Annotated in this window: 20 protein-coding genes; 17 read left to right on the forward strand and 3 right to left on the reverse strand. The window is 54.4% G+C overall.

Translation table 11 applies throughout. From position 1 onward, the window contains the following. Positions 1-386 precede the first annotated feature (386 nt). The 11 genes from JW814_10540 to JW814_10590 all read left to right on the forward strand — a co-directional run bounded on the left by JW814_10540 (position 387) and on the right by JW814_10590 (position 13778). Positions 387-860: a GspH/FimT family pseudopilin gene (locus JW814_10540; GenBank protein ID MBN2071883.1), complete on the forward strand. Its 474-nt coding sequence runs from the start codon at positions 387-389 to the stop codon at positions 858-860. Positions 861-878: 18 nt separating this feature from the next. Next, complete coding sequence (locus JW814_10545) at positions 879-1262, forward strand: type II secretion system protein (GenBank protein MBN2071884.1); 384 nt, start codon at positions 879-881, stop codon at positions 1260-1262. Between the two features lie 6 nt (positions 1263-1268). Continuing rightward, a complete protein-coding gene (locus tag JW814_10550) occupies positions 1269-4262 on the forward strand; it encodes a VCBS repeat-containing protein (protein ID MBN2071885.1) in 2994 nt (997 codons plus the stop codon). A gap of 33 nt (positions 4263-4295) precedes the next feature. Further along, positions 4296-5558: a pilus assembly PilX N-terminal domain-containing protein gene (locus JW814_10555; protein ID MBN2071886.1), complete on the forward strand. Its 1263-nt coding sequence runs from the start codon at positions 4296-4298 to the stop codon at positions 5556-5558. Between the two features lie 348 nt (positions 5559-5906). Beyond that, on the forward strand, positions 5907-8237 hold the full coding sequence (locus tag JW814_10560; protein ID MBN2071887.1) for a hypothetical protein: 2331 nt from the start codon (positions 5907-5909) through the stop codon (positions 8235-8237). A gap of 138 nt (positions 8238-8375) precedes the next feature. Next, positions 8376-8990: an electron transport complex subunit RsxA gene (rsxA, locus tag JW814_10565; protein ID MBN2071888.1), complete on the forward strand. Its 615-nt coding sequence runs from the start codon at positions 8376-8378 to the stop codon at positions 8988-8990. Positions 8991-9072: 82 nt separating this feature from the next. Then, the gene (locus JW814_10570) at positions 9073-9912 is read left to right on the forward strand and encodes an RnfABCDGE type electron transport complex subunit B (protein MBN2071889.1); all 840 of its coding nucleotides are present in this window, start codon (positions 9073-9075) and stop codon (positions 9910-9912) included. Further along, on the forward strand, positions 9912-11237 hold the full coding sequence (gene rsxC, locus JW814_10575; protein ID MBN2071890.1) for an electron transport complex subunit RsxC: 1326 nt from the start codon (positions 9912-9914) through the stop codon (positions 11235-11237). The genes JW814_10570 and rsxC overlap by 1 nt, the downstream gene beginning before the upstream one ends. Positions 11238-11449: 212 nt before the next feature. Beyond that, entirely contained in the window at positions 11450-12412 is a 963-nt protein-coding gene (locus JW814_10580; protein MBN2071891.1) for an RnfABCDGE type electron transport complex subunit D, read from the forward strand. A 29-nt stretch (positions 12413-12441) separates the two neighbouring features. Further along, positions 12442-13077: an RnfABCDGE type electron transport complex subunit G gene (locus JW814_10585; protein ID MBN2071892.1), complete on the forward strand. Its 636-nt coding sequence runs from the start codon at positions 12442-12444 to the stop codon at positions 13075-13077. A gap of 2 nt (positions 13078-13079) precedes the next feature. Next, positions 13080-13778: an electron transport complex subunit E gene (locus JW814_10590; protein ID MBN2071893.1), complete on the forward strand. Its 699-nt coding sequence runs from the start codon at positions 13080-13082 to the stop codon at positions 13776-13778. A 45-nt stretch (positions 13779-13823) separates the two neighbouring features. On the opposite strand, the gene JW814_10595 is transcribed toward JW814_10590, so the two are convergent. The 3 genes from JW814_10595 to ftcD are packed head-to-tail and all read right to left on the reverse strand — an operon-like array spanning position 13824 to position 17810. Continuing rightward, positions 13824-14828 carry an FAD:protein FMN transferase gene (locus tag JW814_10595; protein MBN2071894.1) on the reverse strand — a complete coding sequence of 335 codons (1005 nt, stop codon included), beginning with the start codon at positions 14826-14828 and terminating at the stop codon, positions 13824-13826. 16 nt (positions 14829-14844) lie between these two features. Then, positions 14845-16122 (reverse strand): glucose-6-phosphate isomerase, encoded by a 1278-nt coding sequence (locus tag JW814_10600; GenBank protein MBN2071895.1) that lies wholly within the window; start codon positions 16120-16122, stop codon positions 14845-14847. A gap of 20 nt (positions 16123-16142) precedes the next feature. After that, positions 16143-17810, reverse strand: a complete 1668-nt coding sequence (gene ftcD, locus JW814_10605; GenBank protein MBN2071896.1) for a glutamate formimidoyltransferase — start codon at positions 17808-17810, stop codon at positions 16143-16145. A 106-nt stretch (positions 17811-17916) separates the two neighbouring features. On the opposite strand from ftcD, the gene JW814_10610 reads away from it, so the two are divergent. From JW814_10610 to JW814_10635, 6 genes are all read left to right on the forward strand, one after another. Continuing rightward, positions 17917-18696 carry a sugar phosphate isomerase/epimerase gene (locus JW814_10610; GenBank protein ID MBN2071897.1) on the forward strand — a complete coding sequence of 260 codons (780 nt, stop codon included), beginning with the start codon at positions 17917-17919 and terminating at the stop codon, positions 18694-18696. Positions 18697-18701: 5 nt separating this feature from the next. Beyond that, positions 18702-20000, forward strand: a complete 1299-nt coding sequence (gene rmuC, locus JW814_10615; protein ID MBN2071898.1) for a DNA recombination protein RmuC — start codon at positions 18702-18704, stop codon at positions 19998-20000. A 69-nt stretch (positions 20001-20069) separates the two neighbouring features. Further along, positions 20070-20747, forward strand: coding sequence for a hypothetical protein (locus JW814_10620; protein ID MBN2071899.1), 678 nt, complete (start codon positions 20070-20072; stop codon positions 20745-20747). A 101-nt stretch (positions 20748-20848) separates the two neighbouring features. Then, positions 20849-21016, forward strand: a complete 168-nt coding sequence (locus tag JW814_10625; protein ID MBN2071900.1) for an Rdx family protein — start codon at positions 20849-20851, stop codon at positions 21014-21016. A 6-nt stretch (positions 21017-21022) separates the two neighbouring features. Then, a complete protein-coding gene (gene tsaA, locus JW814_10630; protein MBN2071901.1) occupies positions 21023-21505 on the forward strand; it encodes a tRNA (N6-threonylcarbamoyladenosine(37)-N6)-methyltransferase TrmO in 483 nt (160 codons plus the stop codon). A 236-nt stretch (positions 21506-21741) separates the two neighbouring features. Beyond that, positions 21742-23223 (forward strand): MFS transporter, encoded by a 1482-nt coding sequence (locus JW814_10635; protein MBN2071902.1) that lies wholly within the window; start codon positions 21742-21744, stop codon positions 23221-23223. The last annotated feature ends 173 nt before the right edge of the window (positions 23224-23396 follow it).

The following is a 23396-nucleotide window of genomic DNA, read 5'->3' on the forward strand; positions in this document are numbered from 1 at the left end:
AAATTCTCCGGCGTGGAAGGGATTCTATACGGAAAAGTCGCGATTGACGGGCGAGCGGTCCAAATGAGGTCTCGCTTTCTCCTCCTCTGACGAATGTAATAAATGAATCGAGGTTAGTCAATGAACATAAGAGATATTCAGGACCATCCCCGGCCGTCCGTATTCCAGAGCGGCGTACCTGCTCGAATCGCCTTTCGATGCAAAAATGAAAGGCCATTCGCATATGGCAACTGTTTTGCGGAACTGTCAATGCCGGGTTACATTTAAAAGCTCAAGAAGAACTTCCCGGATACGATCGGAAACACGATTATTTGGCATGAATCTTTCTATTCAGCTCTGATGGTTGATAAATAATACGTATCCCTTGATTGGTTACGGTGTAAAAAATGAGAAAGAAATTACGGAACGATTCGGGATTTACGATGGCTGAACTGATGGTTGTTGTCCTGATAATAGGACTTATGGCCATTCTTTCGATGCCGGCATTCGGCAGATTCATACAGAACTGGCGGCTGAACGGCGATGCCGAGCAGTTTGCGGTCACTTTGCGAAGCGCCCGTTCTTCAGCGGTTATGAAGAATATAGATGTCGTCTTTTCATTCGATATGACAAACGATAATTATTCCTATTTCGAAGACAGCGATCGCAACGGCAACAGGTCCTCAGACGAGTTTCAGAGCGCGACATATACGCTCTCGCCGGGAGTGAGGATCGTCGGGCATACATTTTCCTCGTCGAAGCTTACATTCGGGTCGAAGGGAAATACGAGGGAAAGCGGTACGATAACGCTTCGAAACCCGGCCAACAAGAACAAGACCGTCCGGATATTCGGAGGGACGGGAAACATCACGGTCGATTAGAGTAAGGAACGGAAGATCATGTTTAAATCGGAAAAAGGCGCGGGACTGGTAGAGATCATAATTGCTATTCTTATTTTCGGCGTGGGGATATCCGCCGCTCTCAGGATACTTCCATCGAGCAACTCCGCCACGTCAAGAGCCGGGAACCTTACCATAGCGACGAACCTCGCCCAGCAGAAAATCGAGGAACTTATGAGCTATCCGTATTCGAGCGCGGATCTGACGAATGGATCCCATACCGATCCTGAAAATCCCCTCGATATCCACTATACGAGAAGCTGGAATGTAGTCGATGACGATCCCGTGTCTGATATGAAAAGACTGACTGTCATGGTAAGTTACCAGACAGCGAGCAGAGACAGCATCGCGACAATGAGCACCTACCTTACATCAAGGCGGTAACCCGGAATGCGAATAATAAGATTAAACAGATCGATGATCGGAACAGAGGCCGGATTCACACTTGTCGAGATGATGCTCAGTATAGTCATAATGGGTTTCGTCCTTATAGCGATATCCGGCGTGTTCATGCTTTTTCAGAAGAGCGCCGCTACGACATCGGATTTCTCCGATGCGCAGCAGAACGCCAGAATAGCTATCGACTATGTGACCGGCGAGTTGAGACAGGCCGGTTCCCAGACAGATTATTTCCGCGGACAGAGGCCGATAGTCCACGCCGGTCCATACCAGGTGGCTTTTAACGCCGATATCGATGACGGGCGGGTGATAGACGGGCAGGCGCCCCTTTCAGCGATAAACATAAGCATGGCTCCCAATACCGTTCCGGTATCGGGATCGACGATATATTCACCCTCTGCCGATTATGACTCGGAAGCCGAGACGGTCGTCTTCACTCTCGATTCGACCGGAGACGGAGTGATCACCACCGCCGACCGCGGCGACGATCCGGAAGAGACCGGTCTGAACAGCAATCTTTTTGTCCTCAAGAAGACGGTCTACGGATACAACGCTTCCGGTAAGAACGAAGTCCGTGAATCGGATCTCGCCATCGTGCGCGGACCGAATTTCGCGCCGACATGGATGACTCCCGAACCGATCTTCCAGTACTATTACGATCATGATGAGGATGTCAATACCCCCGACAGGCTCTGGGGCGATACTGACGGAGACGGCGAGCTTGATACGGCGGAGATCATGGCAGTGACCGATCTTCCCCAGAATTTTCTCAGCAATATCCAGAGGGTCAAGATAACCGTAATGAGTGAATCGAACAGGTATGACAAGAAATACGAGACGAACGGTGGATTTCTCAACGTGACGATGAATTCCGAAGTATTCGTCAGGAATATGTCCCGGACCAGTTCAATGGTCAGGGGCAAGGTCTTCCACGACGCCGACAGCGACGGCATTATCGACAACGGCGAATCAGGTATCCCCGGAGTCACCGTCCGGCTCGCCGGCCAGAGCAGAAGCGTCATCACCGACAATTTCGGATCTTTCTACTTCGCCCTTCCAGCCGGAGCGTATTCGATCCAGGAAGTCGATCCTCCCGGCTACACGTCGACGACGGCGAACCTTGTCTCGATAACACTCGTTTCGGGACAATCGTCGATCATAAACTTCGGTGATATTTCGAGTCTGCCGATCGGAGCGATTGTAGGGGTCGTATACGAGGATCTCGACAAGAGCGGCACGAAGAACGGACTCGAGAGTGGCATCGAAGGAGTGCTAATCTCCCTCGACAGCGGCGCCCAGACTTACACGAACGCTTCCGGATATTATTCGTTCACCGCCGAGCAGGGTAACTATACGGTCGTCGAAGCAGATCCGGTAGGGTATTCATCGACGACTCCAAACTCCGCCTCGGCGAACATCGTCGCCGACGGCGATACGGTGAGGGTCGATTTCGGCGATTACGCCGGACCGACGACAGGAACTCTCGAAGGATACGCATTCCTCGATATTAACGAGGATGGAGTGCGAAACTCGATGGAAGAAGGCCTGCCGAATGTCACGATAAAGGTCTCGACCGGAGACAGTACGATGACCAACTCGAGCGGGTACTATATATTCAACCTCGAACCGGATGTGTACACGGTCGAGGAAAGGGATCCGGTTGGATATACCTCCACCACAGTCAACAAATATACCGATGTAAAGATAACTGCCGATACCACCGTCGTGCGTAACTTCGGCGATATCCTCGAAACGAGGCAGGATTTCGTGGAGATACATATCTCCAACACTGACCGCGTCCTTTCGGTAAGTACGGCGAACCTCGGGGAGGACGAAAAGTATGATACCGATATCATACTCGGCACCGCCCTTTCCGGTGGCATCGGGAACATGCTTGTCTTCCATAACGAGTGGGAGACTTCGGCGACTCCTGTAAGCGAGCTTTTCAATTCCGATCCGGTCTACAGGCGCGATGCCGGCGACAATATCAATACGATGAACCAGTTCGATTTCAACAGCGACGCCGTGCCTGATATATTGACCGGGCTCAACACAAGCACAGACAGGAATATCCAGGTCTGGTTCACCCAGGATGGAGGGATCCTTTCGAACAGTCCCGATAAGGCGTATTACGCGAGCGGGCTGAACGAGGTGATGGACAGCAAGCTTGCCGATTTCGATCTCGATGGTGAATTCGATCTCGTGATCGGACTGAAAGACCCGATCGGTATAACCGGCGCTTTCGAGGTCCTCCTCGGCAGCGGCGATGGAGATTTTTCTTCCAGGGAGTACGTTACCGACGCCGGTCCTGTCGATGATTTCAAGCTCGGAGCGATCTGGGCCGTCGAGACAGGCGATGTCGATGGAGATGGAGACCAGGATATCATAGTCGGGTCGCACGTGACTCCGGTCACCGGGTACATAGACGTATACCTCAATACCGGGTACGCTTCCGCCAATTTCACTTGGAGCGCGAGGTACGCCTCATGGGGAGCGGTCAACGACCTGAAGATGGTCGATATGAAGGAAGACGACGACGGCGACCCCGATATAGTAGCGGGGATCTCGGTCGGTCCGAATATTGGGCTGGTATTCCTCTATCTTAACGAAGCAGGAGTGTACGGGATCGCTGATACGACGGGATACGCCTTCGGTCCGGAGGAAGTACACAATATGCCGGACGATTTCGTCTTCGCTAACGGAGAGGTGCTTAGCATCGCGGTCCTTCAGGTCAATAACGATATATTCCCCGATATCACCTATGGCACGAGGAGCAGTTCACTCTATACCGGTGATATCTATGTTCTTCCCGCTTACGGCACTTTGCCTGAATTCGGGTTGAAGATCAATACTTCCGAACTCGGCGAGATCATATCGATCGACGTAGCCGATTTCAACAAGGACAGCAGTCCTGATATCGTCGTTGGAACAAGATCGTCCGCGACGCAGGGAAAACTGGTAGCATTTTTCGGCAGTGGTATCTGATCAGTACTGTCTGCCGAAAAGGATCGGTGCGATATGGATAAGATGAATTTAAGAAAATCAGGCGGAGAGAAGGGAAATATACTTGTCATCACCCTTATAATCCTTTTTGCCGTCTCGGTCATCGGCGGAACGCTCGCCATGGTCTCATCGATGAATCTGAAGATCGCCGGAAACCAGAGGACGACGGTGCAGTCCCTTTTCGTCGCCGAGGCTGGCATTAACGAAGCGATCCACAGGCTTTCGATGTCGAATCCCACGAACGTCACCATTGCCGGCTGGACTGGAAACGCGGCGATCGGAGACAGTGAACCGTATGATCCGAACTGGAAGGCGAGGATATATCTTACCTCTCCAGGGTCGGCTCCGGCGAGCGCCGGGTCGATATATTCGACCGGCACGCTGCAGAGCACCAGTACTCCGTACATGGAGTACAGCGCCGCGAGTGGTACCGATGACGTACTGACTATCGAACACAAGTGGAAGGACCGCGACGGCGATGGAGCGCGCGACGTCAACGAGATCGTCCGGTACGATCCGATGAAGATACCGCCGGAGAATTTCGCTTCGGGGTTCCCGGTAGAGGTCATAACGGTCAGTGGTACGGCGGCGGGGGGCAGGAGAGTGCTTGAGGCTGAAGTCGTCAAGAGGACCATGGTCGCCCGCACGCTCGGCGCCCTTTACGTCGACAAGGCAGTCAAGCTTACAGGTAACTGTGCCTTCTGCGGATTCAACCATTCGGTCGATATTCCCCCTTTTACCGAACCTAACGCTTGTTTCGCCTATCATCTTCCAAACGGTAACCTTCCCGGCGTGACCGCGACGGGAGACGAAGTAAAGACGCAGGGAAGCGCCGACGTCGTGGGAGATCCGGCGCCTATCGACAACGCCGCGACGAATCCATTCTATTCCCTTGCCGAGGTTCTTGGTATCTCGGATGCCGAGGTAGCGAGCATGCTTGCCAGCGCGGATAACACATCGATAGCCAATCCGTTGAACGGGATAACGTATATCGACGGTGACGCGAGCATAACCAGTAACCTGGTCGGAGAGGGCCTGCTCTACATCACTGGAGATCTTCACGCCGCGGGAAGCTTCAATTTCAGGGGGCTTATCTATGTCGAAGGGGATGTCCATTTCACGGGAACGCCCTGGGTCCTCGGAAGCATGATCGTGCGCGGCACATCCGACTTCAACTTCAGTTCGGGAAACGCCGCCGTGCTTTACAGCCAGGACGCGATCTCGCAGGCACTCGGTTCCTCGATGCCGTGCATGATGCTGTCGTGGAAGGAACGATGATCGCGGCCGCGCTGCCGAATCAATAAAAACCTTTATGGCCCGGCCAGGCGCCGGGCCGTTTTTTATCCTCTGGGGCTGGCTGACGTGGCAGGGAGTTCTCTTTTCTGTCTGGCCGTGAGCCAGCGGGCTTTCACCCCCATGGGTTCTTCACCCTATTGACCATATTCACGACGGCATGGTACAATTTAATCGTGAAAAGCGATGCGTCTGCCGCCTGCTGATAACGCATCACAATATGAAAGGCTCACTGCGCGGCGGCAGAGCGTTCCATTAATATCTGAATATATCTCATTTGGCTTACATATAATCCACGGATGAAATTTTGATTGCGCTGCCATGGACGGTCGCATGGGGATTACCATGAATGGCCCCGGCCGTGTACTGCGCGTTGCAGCATATATCGCCCTTATATCGATCGCCTCTCATTTCGAGGCCGCGTTGGCTGGAGAGGGAGGAGAAATCGTAATAACGGGGCACCTTAGCGACTGTCAGACAGGCGAGCCGGTAAGCCTTGCCGTGATCGATCTGTTCGAGACCGGGGCGACGACGCTGAGCGGTAATGACGGGTCTTTCGAAGTCGTTCTTCCAGCCGGAGCGGCGCTTGCTCATATCGCGATAACTCATGTCTCGTTCGAACAGATCCCTTTCATGGAGCTGAGAGCGGACGGTCCCCTCGATCTTGCGATCTGCCTGGAGACAAAGCTATACGAGATCTCAGGGATCGAAGTGTACGCCGAGGTCCATCCGGAGAGGATGAGCGTCTCTCCGAGGATAGAGATGAAGGCGGATGATCTCTCCAGCGGGACCCTTTCGCAGGCAGACCCCCTTTACGCCCTGAAAGACCTGCCGGGAGTATCTTCCGGCGCCGATTTCGACGGACGCTTCAGCATCTATGGCTCTTCACCCGACGCGAACGCCTTTTTCCTCGACGGGCTCTATTATTCATCGCCATATCACCTCGGTGGCCTCTGCAGCATATATGACCCGTCCAATATAAAGGGTTTTTATTTTTCCCCCGTTCCTCTTTCCGCCTCTTCCCATGGTGCCACCGGGGCGGTGATCGAAGTGGAGACATACGATGGCGCGGCGGAAGAAGAGGGCAACGAGTTTTCCCTCGGGCTGCTAAGTTCTTCGGTCGCTTCGAGAAGATCTTTCTCGGAAGGGGCGGTCACCACATCGGTCCTCGCCAGGAGAAGTTATATCGACCTGCTCTACGACGCATTCGGAGGAGCCTCCAACACGCAGCTTCCCAATTTCTACGATATCCAGACGAATGTAGTCAGAAGGATCGGCGGAAGGAGATACCTGAAACTCGGACTCCTTGTCTCGGGCGATGAATCGAGGATGAGCATGGAGGGTTCTTCAGCAGAGGGCGAAACAGCTTCAGATGTCACATGGTACAGGAGCATTTCGAGCATGTCATTGGCCTACGGTTATGACAGGAGCAAGGGCGCGGCGTGGTGGGGCAGGGCGATGATCGGCTACCAGCCTTACAGGTCCAATTTTGATATGAGCGGCAATGATCTTGAGAGTATGGGATGGTATGGAGGAAGGACGACTCTCAGGATCGACGTGGGAAGAAGTTACGGCAGGGGAACGATTTCGGGGGGGCTCTATTCGTCCGTTTCGATGATCGAATACGAGCTTGATTTCGGAAGGGGGTTCTGGCTCGCCAGCAGGAACGAGAACTCGGCGGTAAGGCTCGATAACGACGGGTATGCATTTGTCGCCGACGGGGACAACAGGTGGGGATATACGGGAAGTTACGCCGAGATGACCTGGGCCTGCGACAGGATCGCCGTCCAGGCGGGATTGAGGGGCGAATATTATTCAAGGACAGATGAGAGTTCTCTCAGCCCGAGGATATCGCTGCAGGGAAGGATCGGGGAGAAGACGGTCGTACTCGCCTCGGGCGGCGTATTTTCGAGGGATGGCGCCGAGGATTTCGGCAATCCCGCTTCGATCGGTTCGCATCTGAAGACGGAAAAAGCGGCTCAATTCAACATGAGCCTGAGAAGGGAACTCCCCGGCGGAGTGCTCGTCCAGGCGGGTGGTTATCTCAGGAGCGAATGGGACCTTCCCGTCGAAGCCGATCCGGTGATCCACGAAAGCATGGGGAAGGGAAGAAGCAGGGGATTGCAGATCGGGATGGAATTCGTGTCGAAAGGCTGGGAGACCGTGATGAGCTATTCATATAACAGGGCCGAGCGGATCGATTATCCCCATACGCTGACTTTCAGGCCCGACCTGAGCGACGGAAAGGTGAACGGTCTCGTACCGGCGTACGACAGCCCCTATTGGTACGCCTCTCCATACCAGCAGAAACATTCGCTGATGATCGAGGCGGGCAGACAGATGACGGAACATTTCAGCCTTTCACTGGCGTGGAATATCGGATCAGGCAGGCCGTACACGCCGATAGGCGAGGTATATCAGAGGGACGCGGGGGGGTATATCGCTTCGGAGGGCGCGAGGATGTCGGCGACGCTGCCTTCTTTCCAGCGTCTCGATATCCATGCCGAGTGGCGCTGGGAGAGCGCCGCTCTCTTTGTCGAAGTACTCAATATCACCAATCACACCAACGTATTCAACCAGCGGTACAACGAGGACTACTCGGCGAGGACCTGGTTCCGCGGTCTTCCAGTGATGCCGGCCTTCGGACTCAGGGTGTCTTTCTGAATTTCATCCCCGCTTCAGGAAAAGGCTTGATTAAATCGGCAGGCTGTATTACCTTGATGCCGTTTCGCTGCCGAAAAGATCTTCGGAGAGCGAGATCCGCCTTGATAAGGTCTATTACCATAGCAGTGAAGGTGTCAAATGCCGAAATTACTATTGATCATTATCAGCGCCGTACTTGTCAATAACTTCGTCCTGCAGAGATTTCTCGGTATCTGCCCGTTTCTTGGCGTATCGAAAAGGGTGTCGACAGCTCTCGGGATGAGTGGAGCGGTGCTGTTCGTAATGACGATGGCTTCCGTCTCGACATGGCTGATCTATCACTACATCCTGGTCCCGGCCGACTCGGCCGGCCATTTCGTTCTGATAGCCGCCGATCTGACATTTCTGAAGACGGTGACATTCATCCTCGTGATCGCCAGCCTCGTTCAGCTTGTGGAGCTGGTCCTTCAGAAACTCAGCCCCACTCTATACCAGGCGCTGGGGATATTCCTCCCGCTGATAACGACGAACTGCGCGGTCCTCGGAGTGGCCGTACTCAATATCCAGAAGGAATACTCCCTGCTCGAAACGACGATCTTCGGAATAGGCGCGGCGCTCGGATTCGGCCTCGCTATGATCCTTTTCTCCGGGTTGAGAGAGAGGATAGATCTCTGCGACACGCCTGTCTCTTTCCGCGGGACAGCGATCGGGCTCGTCACAGCGGGACTGCTTTCTCTTGCCTTCATGGGATTTACAGGACTGGTTAAAATATAAGATAGATAGCGGTTCCGCCGGGGAGGCGGAACATCGATGAAGAAACAGACGACTGATCGTCAATACGGAGGAAGAACCTGATATGCTGAGTGCTGTTATCGCTCTTGCCGCTCTCGCGCTCCTGGCCAGCTTCGGACTGGCGGTGGCCGCCCGTATTTTCGCCGTGGAAACCGATCCGAGGATCGAGCTTGTGGAGGATGCTCTTCCCGGGGCGAACTGCGGCGCCTGCGGCTACCCCGGTTGTTCAGGACTGGCAAAGGCCATAGTCGAGGGGAAGGCTCAGGTAGGAGACTGTCCCGTCGGAAACGATGATACCCGCAAAAAGATATCAGAGATAATGGGGATCTCATTTGAAGGGGGACAGGTCCGGATGGTCGCGATGGTCATGTGCAAGGGCGACGACCAGGTGGCGGGGAAGAGGTTCTATTACAACGGCATATATGATTGCGCGTCCGCGGCGCTTATTTTCGGCGGAGACAAGAGCTGTTCGTACGGCTGCCTGGGGCTCGGAACGTGTGCCGGGATATGCCCCTTCGGGGCGATAGAGATGCTTCCCGGTGGACTGGCCGAGGTCGATCCGGATAAATGTACCGGATGCCGCCAGTGCGTGGAAGCCTGTCCAAAGGGTATCATCAGGATGGTGCCGGCAGCGAGGGATGTGCATATCCTCTGTTCCTCCCACGACAAGGGAGTCGCAGCGAAAAAGGCGTGCAAGACGGCGTGCATCGCCTGCCAGAAGTGCGTGAAAGCGGCGCCCGAGGGAAGCATCGTGATGGAGGATTTCCTCGCCGTGGTGAATTATGATATGGAGATACCGCGTGAGGTGGCGCAGGAGTGCCCGATGAACACGATAGTAGTGAGGGCGGCCAAGTGCGATGATCCGCCCTGCGAGAAGCAGGCAGCAGGGGGAGGTGGCGCCTGATGAGCAGCAGAGGATTTTTCGGAGGAGTGCATCCCGCTTATAACAAGACGATGGCAGAGAGCCGCGCGATCGTCGAGATGCCGCTGCCCGGCGAGCTGGTAGTATATTTTTCCCAGAATCTCGGAGCTCCATCCAAGCCGATTGTCAATAAGGGGGACGAGGTCAAAAAGGGCCAGGAGATCGGCGCGTCGAGCGGATTCGTATCGACGCCGGTGCACGCTCCCACTTCCGGGAAGATAATATCGATAGAGAAAAGGCCGTCGCCGGTAGGAGCCGATATACTGGCTGCAGTCATCCAACCGGACGGCAAGGACGAATGGGCTCCGGAGTGCGATAAGGAAAGGGCGAGTTCCGATCTCGACAGGGAAAAGATCAGGAACCTGATCCATGACGGTGGGATCGTAGGGATGGGAGGGGCGACCTTCCCCACTCACGTCAAACTCTCCCCGCCCGAAGGGAAGAAGATAGATACTCTCATTATAAACGGGGCCGAATGCGAACCGTACCTTACCGCCGATCACCGCGTGATGCTTGAGAGGGCGAAGGATGTCCTCGACGGAGCGTCCCTTTTCGCGCTGGTAATAGGGGTCGGGAAGATCGTCATCGCGATAGAAAAAAACAAGCCGGACGCCATAAGCGTAATGCGCAACGAGATCAGCGGAAGAAAAGGTTTCAGCGTCGAGGCGATGGATGTCATATATCCGCAGGGAGCTGAAAAGCAGTTGATCTACGCCCTGACCCGGAGAAAAGTACCGGCGGGGGGTCTTCCGATGGATGTCGGCGTCCTCGTGCAGAATGTCGGAACGGCCGCCGCGGCGTATGAAGCCGTCAGGTTCAACAGGCCTCTGATACAGAGGGTCGTTACCGTGACCGGAAGCGGAATAAAGGAACCGGCAAACGTGATGGCGAGGATAGGGACGAAGTTCGGAGATCTTATAGAGTTCTGCGGAGGGATCGAAAAAGATACGATCAAAGTCATCAACGGTGGACCGATGATGGGGATCGCCCAGCATTCACTCGAAGCGGGGATGACGAAGGGAACGAGCGGACTGGTCCTTCTGACTGAGAACGAAGTCGGGCAGTACGTCAGCGATCCGTGCATAAGGTGCGGCCGCTGCCTGGAAGTCTGTCCCATGCGCCTCAATCCGTCCGACCTGAGTATATACAGCGAGCGGATCAGGTTCGATGAGGCTGGAGAATATAATGTCATGGACTGCATAGAATGCGGTTGCTGCGCCTATGTCTGTCCGTCGAGAAGGCCTATGGTCCATCATTTCAGAAGAGCGAAAGCCGAGATCAGGAATAAAGCCAGAAAGGCGATTTAGCCGGTCCGGCCGATATCTGGAGGTATTTTTTGGAAGAGAATATCGAGGGCATCGATCCTCAGAAGGAACGCAAAAGCGGCGGCGACCCTCCAGCCGGGGGAGAAAAGCCTTCCGCCTCCGCGGACGAAAGCGCTACCGCGAAAAAGCCGGCGCCGAAACCTAAAAAGAAGGATGAATCGGGGCCGAGATTTCTCGTCAGTTCTTCGCCGCATATGCATGATGGCCGCACCGTAAGCTCCGTGATGAGGCTTGTGATATATGCGCTTCTCCCGGCGAGTCTTTTTTCGGTATATCTTTTCGGGATCGACGCCGCGAGGGTGATCGTGATATCGATCGGTTCAGCGGTGATATTTGAACTTCTCGCTCAGAAGATGATGAAGAAAGCGGTGAGGATCGGAGATTTCAGCGCCGTCCTTACAGGACTGCTCCTCGCCCTTAACCTTCCCTCGGCCAGTCCGTGGTGGCTGATAGTTACTGGAAACTTTTTCGCGATCGTCATCGCGAAGCAGCTCTACGGAGGGCTTGGCTATAATCCGTTCAATCCGGCCCTGATCGGCAGGGTCGTCCTGCTTATATCCTTTCCCGTTCATATGACCGCTCGCTGGGTGACAAGTTCTGCCTGGGGAGTCGATGGGGTGACGACGGCGACTCCTCTGGCGGCGGCCAAGGAAAGCCTCGCCACTCTGGGTCATATAGACGTAGCGTTCGGGAGAGAAGAGATAATCAACCTGCTTATAGGATTCCGTCCGGGGTGTCTCGGCGAAGTATCCGTAGTACTGCTCCTTGCCGGCGGGTTGTTCCTGATATTCAAAAAGGTGATAAGCTGGCATATACCGGTTTCGTACATCGGTTCGGTATGGCTTATGACCGGCATCTTCCACCTGGCCGATCCGACCCGTTTCGCCGATCCGACATTCCACGTCATAAGCGGCGGTCTTTTTCTCGGAGCGATATTCATGGCCACGGATTACGTGACCAGTCCGGTGACGAAGAAAGGGATGCTTATATTCGGCGCGGGATGCGGAGTAATAACAGTGATAATAAGGCTCTTCGGCGGATATCCGGAGGGTGTCAGTTTCGCGATATTATTAATGAATGCCGCGACGCCTCTTATTGACAGGTGGACGAAGCCGAAGGTCTTCGGCGCCGTCAAACCTGAAAAGGCGGCTGCCTGAAAGCGTTCGATAATGGAGGTACCTGTTCGATGAAAGAGATCTTCAGACTCTGTATGGTGCTTACTCTCATTGCGGCAGTCTCCGCGGGCGTGCTGGCGTTTGTAAGTGAAAAGACTGCCGAACCGATAGCCAAAGCCGCGCTTGAAGAGAAGATGAGCGCGGTGCGCGCGATACTTCCTCCCTTTGACAACGAGCCGGACAAGGATATCGTAAAGATAGCGAAGGAGGACGGAAGTATCGTCGAGATATATCGGGGCCGCAAGGAAGGGGCGATCGTCGGCGTCGCTTTCGAAGTCGTGTCTCCCGATGGATATTCCGGAGATATCAACTTCATGGTCGGAGTGAATATCGACGGCGTCGTCCAGGGGATAGAGATATTGAAGCATCTCGAGACTCCAGGTCTCGGGGCAAAGATAACAGATGCCGATTTCAAGGTGAAATACAGTGGGAAAAGCCTGACCGATCCGGAGAACTGGGCAGTGACGAAGGACGGTGGCACATTCGTGCCTATCACCGGAGCGACGATCTCATCGCGGGCAATAACGAAAGCCACCCACGGCGGCCTGGAATTTTTCGCGAAAAACAGGGAGGGGATCCTCTCTGATGGAGATGCCGGACAAAAAACTGAAAATAATACTGAAGAAAACAAGGGAGGCGATCAGTAGAGATGAGAGCCTGGAACGAGTTCATAAAAGGTTTCTGGAGTGAAAATCCTGTCTTCAGGCTGGTCCTGGGGCTCTGTCCGACCCTTGCCGTGACTACGTCGGCGATCAACGGTATAGGTATGGGGCTGGCGACTACTTTCGTGCTCGTCTGTTCTAACGTCGTCATATCGGTCCTTCGCTCGGTAATTCCGAAGAAGGTCCGGATACCGGCCTTCATCGTGACGATCGCGACATTCGTGACGATAGTCGATCTGGTGATGAACGGCTATTTTCACGCTCTTCACAAGAGCCTGGGACTCTTCATCCCCCTGATCGTCGTAAACTGCATAATTCTCGGCAGGGCCGAGGCGTTCGCTTCGAAGAACCCGATCGGGATATCGCTGATCGACGGGTTGGGAATGGGATTCGGTTTTACCCTCTCCCTGGTCGTTCTCGGCTCGGTGCGGGAGCTTATAGGTAACGGCTCTGTCTTCGGCGTCAGTGTATTCGGCGCTGGTTACGTCCCCCTTCTTCTTATGATCCTTCCGCCGGGCGCTTTTATTGTTTTGGGAATACTGCTTGGCCTGATGAATAAGGCGGAGATATCCCTTGCCCAAAAGCAGGGACGGACTCCGGCGATAAGGAAAAAACATGATTGCGCTACCTGCGTCCTTCATCAGAAATGGTTCGATTTCGGACCGGACAGCGATGAGACGCAGTGAAGTAAGGCGGCGGCCTTTTAAGAGATATAGCCGATCGTGAGCGGATCAGTCGAGAAGAAGGGACTTTCCAAAATTTCCCGTGAATTCGAAGGTGTCATCGACGAGAGCGTATACCACTTTTACGCCCGGTATCTTTGCCGCGGCCGCCGCGCCCGCTTCGGGGCCGAGGACGAACATCCCCGTTGAAAGAGCGTCCGCTGCGAGGGCGCTTGGAGCGACGACTGTGACGGCAAGTATATGATCTATGGTTCGGCCCGTCGATGGATCTATTATATGTCCGTACTTCTGTCCGTCGATCATGATGAAGTTCTCGTAATTGCCTGATGTGGCGACACCCTCGTCGCGCAGAAGAAGTTTTCCCACGATCCCCTCTTCTCCGTGCGGTTCACGGATTCCTATGGACCAGTAATCGCGCCCCTTTGGAGAGCCTATCGCGAACATATTGCCGCTCAGATTCACAAGCGCGCTTGTCACTCCATGCTCCTTGAGGATGGAAGCGCATCGGTCGACGCCGTACCCCTTGCCTATGCCGGCAAGATCGATCTGCATCCCAGGGGGAAGGGTAACGGTCATCTCGTCCCTGTCGAGGATCACGCGGTGATAACCGACGATCGCGAGCGTGGAGTCGATCTCCTCGCTGGACGGGAGTCTTGGTTCGCCACCCTGGAATCCCCAGAGTTTCACCAGGGGCCTTGCGGTGATATCGAAAGCTCCACTGGTCAACCGGGAATATTCGAAGGCAGCCTCAATTATCTCGAAAAGTTCGTCCGATACCCTGACCGGACCATCCTTTGACCTCCCGTTCAACATCGAGATCTCGCTCTCGGAGATCCAGTTGCTCATCACGCTCTCGATACGGTGAAGTTCGTGAAGCGCTTCTCCGGCCGCTTCCGAGGCTTCCTTTTCGCCGAGGCCATAGATAGTGATGACAGCCTTTGTGCCCATCACGAAGGTCTCTTTCGAATAAGGGGACTGATCGGAGCATGAGGAAAGGAAAAGAAGCGAGGCGGAGGCATAGATGATAACGGCTGCCCGCTGTATTCTCTTCATACCTGATATTGCGTTATTATCCATTCGCCCCCGGTTTTCCGAGAAGTTTGAACATCCTTGATTTATATTCCTCGACCCCCGGCTGATCGAAAGGGTTGACGTCGATAAGCCTTCCAGTGATGGCTACGACGAGTTCGAAAAAGACGAAGAGGTTGCCGATCGCGTCGGGAGTTATCGACGGGATCTGAAGAGTAAGTACGGGAAGGCCTCCGGAGATATGGGCGGCTCTTGTCCCTTCGAACGCTTTCCTGTTTATCTCGCCGAGGGAACGACCGGAGAGATAGTTGAGATTGTCGAGATCGGACTGTTCTTCCGGAACGGTGAGGTCTCTTAACGGGTGCGCCGCGACGAGGAATGTCTCGAGGATGTCGCGGGCTCCTTCCTGCAGCAGCTGCCCGAGGGAATGAAGGTCGGTAGTCATCACGGTCGAGGCGGGAAAGAGGCCCTTGCCGTTCTTCCCTTCCGATTCTCCCGCCAGCTGTTTCCACCACTCGCAGAAAACGGCCAGTTCGGGGTGGAATGTCGACAGCACCTCTATCGCTGTTCCTTTGTCATGAAGCAGATATCTAATCAGGGCGTACCTGACGGCTATATTCGATTTGTCCAGGGCGGTATATCTTTCCAGTCCCGAAGCAGCGCCAGCTATCATTCCGGCAACGGGGATACCGGCGGCTGCGCAGGGGAGAAGCCCGACCGGAGATAGGATACTGAACCTTCCCCCGACATTTCCCGGGATGTCGAATATCCTCCATCCGTTCTCTACGGCCATCTGGCGAAGCGCCCCGCGGCTCGGATCTGTGATCGCGATGATCCTGCCGTCGATGCCGTCCCGGCCGAATTTCTCAATCAGTTTTCTTTTCAGCAGCCTGAAGGCTATGGCCGGTTCGGTCGTCGTTCCCGATTTGGAGATGACGCATATCGAGAATCGTTTTCCATCGAGGTGCGAAAGAAGACGGTCGTGATAACCCGGAGAAAGGTTGTTACCAGCGAAATAGACGGGGAAAGCGGCTTCGGTCGGAAGAGCCTCGATCGCCGCCCTGGCGCCGAGATAAGATCCTCCGATCCCCACGACGACCAGGCAGTCGTTCTCGTCCTGTATCCGTTTGCCGGTTTCGGTGATACTGGCCAGATCGCGTTCAGGAGTGGCGGGAAGATCGAGCCACCCGAGCATCTCTCTGCCGGCGCCCTCTCTTTTCAGCAGGGAGTCGAGCGCTTCGATGGCCGACGGCATACGCGCGTCGAAATCGGCCTTGTCTATGTAGGAAAAGAGGTTTTCAGCATCGAGAGTTATCACTTCTTGCTCCTTTACGCGCGTCAGGAAATTGCCTTTTCAGTAAGACGCATCGTTTCTTCCGTATGCCTGACGACTTCTTCGCGCAGGCTGACAGCTTTGTCCATCGTCTCTTTCTTGAATTTTTCGTCTATTATCCCTGGAAGGTTTATCATTACGTTGAGATAGGCGCCTTCGGCCGCCGTTCTTGCCGTAAGGGCGGCGACGCCGGCGTCGCTGACGGAGTTCCTGTTTCCTTTCTCCGCCACTATCCTGGCTAGTTCCGCCGCTTTCATCGAGCGCTCAAGCACTCCGAGAGGGATAAGAGTCGCTTCCTTCGTCATCTCTTCTATCGCGGCGTCGCGGGCGGCTTTTTCCTCGTCCGTCTTTTTCTTCATCCTCATCGCTTCCATCACTCTGTTGAAAGCGTCAGTGTCGCGGTCGACATCGGCGAGGAACTGGTCCTTGAGCTGCTGTGCCTGGAGGCTCACTTCCTCCATCTCCCCGAACGCCTCCTCGTACCCTTTCTTCCCATGGGTCAGAGCTCCGACCATCGCCGAAAGGGCCCCGCTGAGCGCTCCGCAGAGGGCGGCGACGCTTCCACCGCCGGGAGCGGGGGCATCGGTGGAGAGGATGTCGCAGAACCTGACCGCTGACATCGCTACAAGGCTGTCTTTCCTTTTGAACTGGTACTCGATGATCTTTTTGTCCGCTTCGAACGGGTAGAGATCGCTGAGTCCCATCGAGAGGTTCGCTATATGGATCAGTTCCGATTCAGGCACGCCGGTGAGTCTGCCCATCTTTTTCAGATAATATCTTCCCGCTTCCACCATCGCGGCGAGGGGGATCAATCCGACCAGTTCGCTTCCCGTGACCCTCGCTCCGTGTTCAGCGGCTATCCTCGAGCATTCGTCAAAGACGAGATGGGGAGGGGTGACTTTGTAGTTGGTCAGGTTGATCGATACCTGGGCCCTTCCGAAATCATCCATGTACCATCCGACAGCCTTGCATTCCCTGAAAAGGCCCTTTTCGCGAAGAGCATTTCCCTTTTCGTCACGGGCTATCTTGTTACCTTCGTCTCTTTTCAGGCGGCCTTTCTCCCTGATTGCGAAAGCGATCTCTTTCGCCACGGCGGTGTCGCGGGTATTGAGGTTGACATTGTAGGCGATCAGGAACTCCCTGGCGCTTACCGCTGTCGCTCCCGCGCCGGGCAGGAACTCGGCCGGACCGCAATCAGGTTTCCACTCGGGATCTTTCAGTTTCTTGCTCAGTCCTTCGTACTCGCCCGCGCGCACGTCGGCGAGATTACGCCGCTCAGGCCTCGACGCGGCGTACTCATAGAAATAGACGGGGATACCAAGCTGGTCGCCGACTCGTTTGCCGAGGCGGCGGGCCAGTTCGACGCAGTCGTCCATGGTGACTCCCGTGACGGGGACGAAGGGGCACACGTCTGTCGCGCCCATGCGGGCGTGCGCGCCGGAGTGGGTCGACATGTCGATCACCTCGGCGGCTTTTTTTATCGTCCTGAAAGCCGCTTCCACGACCTCGTCAGGGGGGCCTATCATCGTTACTACAGTCCTGTTGGTGTCTTTTCCCGGATCGACATCGAGCAGGAGTACTCCATCGACGCCCCTGATCTCGTTTGTAATGAGGTCGATCTTGGCCATATCACGGCCTTCACTGAAGTTGGGTACGCATTCGACCAGTCTCATTTTAATTATCACTCCTTGTCTTGTGACCGGATATCTGGCAATATGTGGGAAGGATAATTGCATAGCGCTGACAGGTCAAGAGGGTTTGAACACGGAAGAGTCTAATATGAGATTTTATCTCAGCGTACCGCTGGATAAGCTGGAGGAAAAAATCGATTTCGTCAGAAAGGAAGGGTTCCTTCCCGAAGTAAGGATGACGAATGTCGATCATATGATGAGTATATCGTCCGAGACGCTTTCGCGGATCAGGAAGACGCTCTCATCCTTTTCATTCACGCCTCTTACACATGGACCTTTTTTCGGGGTCGATGTGGCTGGAATAGACAGGAATATCTCGGAATATTCCGTCCGGTGCCTGATCCACGGGCTTGAGATCACAGCCGCTATCGGCGGGGGAATAATGGTTATGCATACCGGATACCTTCCCCAGTTCTCAACCGGGGGCAGAAGGCATTGGTTCAGGAACTGGTCGGAGAGGATGCCTGAAGTCCTGGAGAAAGCGGAAGAACTCGGCGTGATGATCGCCCTGGAGAACACGTGGGACGACAGGCCGGAGATCCTCGAACATCTGGCCGGACTGCTTCCGGGCGACAATGTGAGATTCTGCCTCGATACGGGACATGTCAACACGTTCTCTCATCTTCCGCTGAAGAAATGGTGGGACGCCATCGGAGACAGGGTAGTAGTGATCCATCTGCATGATAATGACGGCTCATCAGACGATCATCTCCTTCCAGGCAACGGCACATTTGATTTTTCCGAACTGGCCGGGTATCTTAAGACTCTGGATGACATCCCTCTTCTGGACCTCGAGGTAGATCTGGCTGACGCGGCTAAAGCTAAAGAATATCTTGCCGGGATCTTTTCCCGGATTTGGCGGAGGTGACTGTGATTGATATACCGGGCTGGGTGACCGCCCTTCTTCTGGCGGTAAATATCGTTCTTCTTCTGGTGATCCTGCGGAAAAACTCAGGTGCGGGTGCCGGGAGCCAGCAGGGAGAGATACGGGAAGAGTTCCGCCGGTCGAGGGACGAATCGGCGACGATGTCGAAAAATCTCAGGGAAGAGATCGGCAGGATACAGAAAGATACGACAGAAACTCTTGTGAAGACCCTTGACGGGATAGGCAGGAGCCAGACCGGCCAGCTCGAGATCGTCTCTAAGCGGATCTCGGAACTCACCGAATCAAACGAGAATACCATCGCCCGCCTTCGTTCGACAGTAGACGAGAAGCTGAGGGAGATGCAGGATAGCAACGAGAAGAGACTCGACAGGATGCGCGAGACTGTCGACGAGAAGCTCCAGTCCACTCTTGAGAAAAGACTGGGGGAATCGTTCAACCTGGTAAGCGAACGGCTCGAGGCTGTTCAGCGCGGGCTTGGCGAGATGCAGAACCTGGCGACCGGGGTAGGAGACCTTCAGAAAAGCCTTACGAACGTCAAGACAAGAGGTGTCTGGGGAGAGGTTCAGCTCGGAGCGATTCTCGAACAGATCCTCACTACCGATCAGTACGAGAAGAATGTTAAGACGAAAGCGGACTCGGCGGAACTGGTCGAGTTCGCTATAAAACTTCCTGGTCCGGACGATCGACCGCAGGAGTACGTCTATCTTCCGATAGATTCGAAGTTCCCGCAGGAGGATTATATAAGGCTGGTCGACGCTTCCGAAAAGGGAAATGCTGACGAAGTGCAAAAAGCCGTAGTATCTCTCATGCGGGTCGTGCACAGCTTTGCCAGAGATATCCGGGACAAGTATCTCGACCCGCCCCGCACGACCGATTTCGCCATCATGTTTCTTCCGACCGAAGGGCTGTACGCCGAAGTCCTGAGGCAGGCTGGCGAGGTGGAGAAGCTTCAGAACGAATACAGGATCGTAGTAGCCGGGCCGACGACACTGACCGCGATCCTGAGCAGTCTCAGGATGGGATTCAGGACGCTGGCGATAGAAAAACGCTCCAGCGAGGTCTGGAAGATCCTCAGCGCCGTAAAGACGGAGTTCGGAAGGTTCGGCGAAGTGCTCGCCAGGGTCAAACGCCAGCTCAGCGCCGCTTCGAACACGATCGAGCAGACAGACGTGAGGACGAGGCAGATGAACAGGAAACTCAGGCAGGTCGAGGAACTGCCAGCAGGAGAGGCTTCAGATATTCTTGAACTCGAACCTGGCGATATCGAAGACGATCCGGAAGTATAGGGGTGCTTGTCTTTTATTGAGTTTTGTGACGAGGAGGATGGAACAAAATCATATCAATAGGGGGATGATATGAAGGTATCTGATTATTTTGCCGCCCGATCTGTCAGGGCGACGGGGGTCGTGACTTTCTTTCTTTTCGCGGCGGGGTGCGCCGCTCCATTTTCAGATTTTCAGAGCGCTAGGACTGTGGGCCGCGGCAAGGCGGAGATAACGGGGCATTACTGCGCCGCCTCTGTATCGGGAGAAAAGCTCCAGGACCAGCTGGGAGTCCAGGCCGGTATGGGGATATCGGACAGGGCTGATCTGCGGGTGAGGTACGAGAATATAAATCCCGTCGGCAGTAGTATCGATCCGATCGGGGCCTTTGGATTCGGTCCGAAATGGGCTCTCGATCCCGATCATGTCGCCTTCTATCTGCCGGTCGGATTCGCTTTTGGCGAGCACGTGGAATCATCAAAAACATGGGAGGTCCACCCGACCCTTCTTACGACGCAGAAACTCGGCAGCAGCGTCGAGATAAACATCTCTTTGAAACTTCTGCTAGGCCTTGACGACCAGGCTCCCGATCACAGGGTAGCGGCAAATGTCGGGCTCGGCATAGGTCCGGACAGGACCTGGCTTCTTTTAAGACCGGAGGCCGGAATAATGTTTAGCACAGGAGGAGGAGACCCTTTCTATCATTTCGGAATAGGGATATCATTTTCGGGAACGGACAAGAGACGTTCGGAAATGATCAGGGAAGAATGATCATCAGGCGATGCCCTGGGTGAGGAGAAAAAATGCGGATATCGATAACGTATTGCGTTGTATGAGACTACCTGCCATATGCTTCCCGTGTGGAAGAGGAGTTGAGATCGGCATTTCAAGGAATCGAGGTCAAGCTCGTCGAAAGCGGCGGGGGAGTCTTCGATGTCAAGTTCGATGGCAGACTGATCTTCAGCAAGAAAAGTACGAAGGAGAACAGGTTTCCTGAAAGCGGCGAGATCACAAGACTGGTCGAGGCGCAGATCGGTTGAAAGGTCATGGGTGGTAACAAAATAGAATTCAAGCCGATCGGGCTCGTGCGTACGCCGTTCCAGCATGTAAGCGGGATGCCGATACAGGCTTCTCGTTCCGGGGGCGCGGAGGGGACCGTCGAGGTCTTCGACGAATACGCCGGCGGGCTTGCCGACCTCGACGGATTTTCACATATAATCCTTCTCTATCATCTTCACATGTCAGAGGGGTACAGTCTCAAGGTGATCCCCTTTCTCGATGATCAGCCAAGGGGGCTTTTCGCGACGCGCGCCCCAAGGCGTCCCAATCCGATAGGGCTGTCGGTGGTTCGGCTCGTGGGAATCGATGGAAGGATAATCTCTGTCGTCGACGTCGATATGCTAGACCGGACGCCTCTGCTCGATATCAAGCCTTTCGTCGGAGAGTTCGATTCCCGCCAGGACCTGAAGACCGGCTGGCTCGAGGAAGCGGGAAAGAAAAATATCAGATCGGATGAAAGGTTCAGGTAGAAATGAGTGGCCGGTCACGGGAAGGGAGATAAGGAACAGGGAGAGATTTTAGGGAGGATTATGCCATTTGCAGGATCTGTCTTCGAGGGGCAGATTATCCTTGCAGAGGGGAAATCCATCGAATATTATTTCATTTATATATCTTCTCCGTTTGACATCAATAACGGAGTACTATATTGTCTTGCGAATGCGTGGAGAATGATGAGTAGCAACTTTTTTACGGAGGTAGCGGTTTTATGGAACTTGTTCAGAAAAGACTAAACGACTCCAAGGCGCTGAGATGGATGGTGCTGATACTGATAAGCACGCTGCTCTTTTCGACATACTGGTTCCAGGATTGCATGGGCCCGCTGAAGGGTCTGATGGAGAGCCAGCTCGGATTCGACAGCAGCCAGTTCGGCACGATAGTGGCATCTACGACCTGGGCCAACCTCGCTCTGATGATCATTCTCGGCGGAATGGCTCTCGATAAGTGGGGGATCCGTAAGACAGGTACGTTTTTCGCGATCCTTGCCGGAATCGGAGCTTTCATAGTCGCTCTTGCCAGTGCCGGAAAGTTCGGTACGAACGAGAAGACCATGATGATATGGATGATGATCGGAAGGATCCTCTTCGGTACCGGTCTTGAGACGGTATGCGTAATGGTGTCGAGGACGATCGTCAAATGGTTCAAGGGGTACGAACTGGCCCTCGCGATGGCGATAAATGTCGGCTTCGGACGTCTCGGTTCAGCCGGCGCCAACTTCTTCGGCGTCGATATCGCCGGAGGTAACGTATCGACGGGACTGCTTTTCGCCGCTTCCCTGGTCGGGATTTCGGTCATTGCTTTCCTCGCATATCTGATGTTCGATGTCAAGTTCGACAAGAGAGAACTTGAGATCACCGGGAAGGTCGAATCTTCCGGAGATTCCCAGTTCAAATTCAGCGATCTTGGAAAACTTCTTACCGATAATTCTTTCATGTTTATCGCCCTTCTCTGCGTCGCTTTTTACGCGGCTGTCTTCCCATTCGTCATGTACGCCCCCGATCTTCTGATCAACAAGTTCGGGTTCACGAGCACCCTGCCTGATATGGCGGGGATGGGGTTCTGGATGAAGGTGAAGGAATTCTTCCATAACGGTCCGAAGGTGACGAGCCTTATCCCTCTCGGGACGATCCTCTTTACCCCTGTTTTTGGATCAGTCGTGGACAAGAAGGGAAAGGCTGCTACCCTGATGATCCTCGGGTCATTTCTTCTGATTTTCGCGCACCTTTCGCTATCGGTCTTCAACAGCGTTACGCTCGGGTACTTCGGTCTTCTCGCCCTGGGAATAGCTTTTTCCCTTGTTCCCGCCGCGATGTGGCCTTCGGTCGCCAAGATCGTCGCTGAAAACCGTCTGGGCACGGCGTACGCGACGATGTTTACCATACAGAACTATGGTCTGGCCGCCTTCTTCTGGGGAATAGGCAAGGTCCTCGATCTGGTCAATCCTAAGATCGTCGCCCAGATTCAGAGTACAAGGGACAATCTCCTTGAGCAGGGAGTCTCGATGCAGGAGATCCCGGCGAGGATCGACGCGCTCAAACTCTCTGGAGAGATACCTCCATATAACTACACCTACCCGATACTGATGCTTGTCGGGCTCGGGATCATTTCGATATTCCTCGCCTACCAGCTCAAGAGGGCTGACAAGAGGCAGGGATATGGCCTTGAGATGCCGACCGGTCACCAGATGTAGATCGGATTGAATAAGAATAAAGAATCGTCGATCGGATGATTCGAAGCGGAACGGAGGTCAGCTCCGTTCCGCTTTTTTTTCACTGCCACTGGTCAGGGAGTGTTTTTGCAGGTTTTTTATTAGACCTCGGGCCACGGAAATTGTATTCTGATACTGTCTGCCCCGCTCTGGAA

The organism is Candidatus Krumholzibacteriota bacterium (assembly GCA_016932415.1).
Classification (GTDB): Bacteria; Krumholzibacteriota; Krumholzibacteriia; order Krumholzibacteriales; family Krumholzibacteriaceae; genus Krumholzibacterium.

Bases quoted from the DNA above. Each gene is read 5' to 3' on its own strand.
- rsxC (MBN2071890.1), top strand. From the start codon at position 9,912: ATGAGCAGCAGAGGATTTTTCGGAGGAGTGCATCCCGCTTATAACAAG.
- JW814_10590 (MBN2071893.1), top strand. From the start codon at position 13,080: ATGAGAGCCTGGAACGAGTTCATAAAAGGTTTCTGGAGTGAAAATCCT.
- JW814_10635 (MBN2071902.1), top strand. From the start codon at position 21,742: ATGGAACTTGTTCAGAAAAGACTAAACGACTCCAAGGCGCTGAGATGG.
- rsxA (MBN2071888.1), top strand. From the start codon at position 8,376: ATGCCGAAATTACTATTGATCATTATCAGCGCCGTACTTGTCAATAAC.
- JW814_10555 (MBN2071886.1), top strand. From the start codon at position 4,296: ATGGATAAGATGAATTTAAGAAAATCAGGCGGAGAGAAGGGAAATATA.
- JW814_10610 (MBN2071897.1), top strand. From the start codon at position 17,917: ATGAGATTTTATCTCAGCGTACCGCTGGATAAGCTGGAGGAAAAAATC.
- JW814_10545 (MBN2071884.1), top strand. From the start codon at position 879: ATGTTTAAATCGGAAAAAGGCGCGGGACTGGTAGAGATCATAATTGCT.
- JW814_10560 (MBN2071887.1), top strand. From the start codon at position 5,907: ATGGGGATTACCATGAATGGCCCCGGCCGTGTACTGCGCGTTGCAGCA.
- JW814_10620 (MBN2071899.1), top strand. From the start codon at position 20,070: ATGAAGGTATCTGATTATTTTGCCGCCCGATCTGTCAGGGCGACGGGG.
- JW814_10550 (MBN2071885.1), top strand. From the start codon at position 1,269: ATGCGAATAATAAGATTAAACAGATCGATGATCGGAACAGAGGCCGGA.
- JW814_10585 (MBN2071892.1), top strand. From the start codon at position 12,442: ATGAAAGAGATCTTCAGACTCTGTATGGTGCTTACTCTCATTGCGGCA.
- JW814_10595 (MBN2071894.1), bottom strand. From the start codon at position 14,828: ATGAAGAGAATACAGCGGGCAGCCGTTATCATCTATGCCTCCGCCTCG.
- JW814_10570 (MBN2071889.1), top strand. From the start codon at position 9,073: ATGCTGAGTGCTGTTATCGCTCTTGCCGCTCTCGCGCTCCTGGCCAGC.
- ftcD (MBN2071896.1), bottom strand. From the start codon at position 17,810: ATGAGACTGGTCGAATGCGTACCCAACTTCAGTGAAGGCCGTGATATG.
- tsaA (MBN2071901.1), top strand. From the start codon at position 21,023: ATGGGTGGTAACAAAATAGAATTCAAGCCGATCGGGCTCGTGCGTACG.
- JW814_10540 (MBN2071883.1), top strand. From the start codon at position 387: ATGAGAAAGAAATTACGGAACGATTCGGGATTTACGATGGCTGAACTG.
- JW814_10580 (MBN2071891.1), top strand. From the start codon at position 11,450: ATGCATGATGGCCGCACCGTAAGCTCCGTGATGAGGCTTGTGATATAT.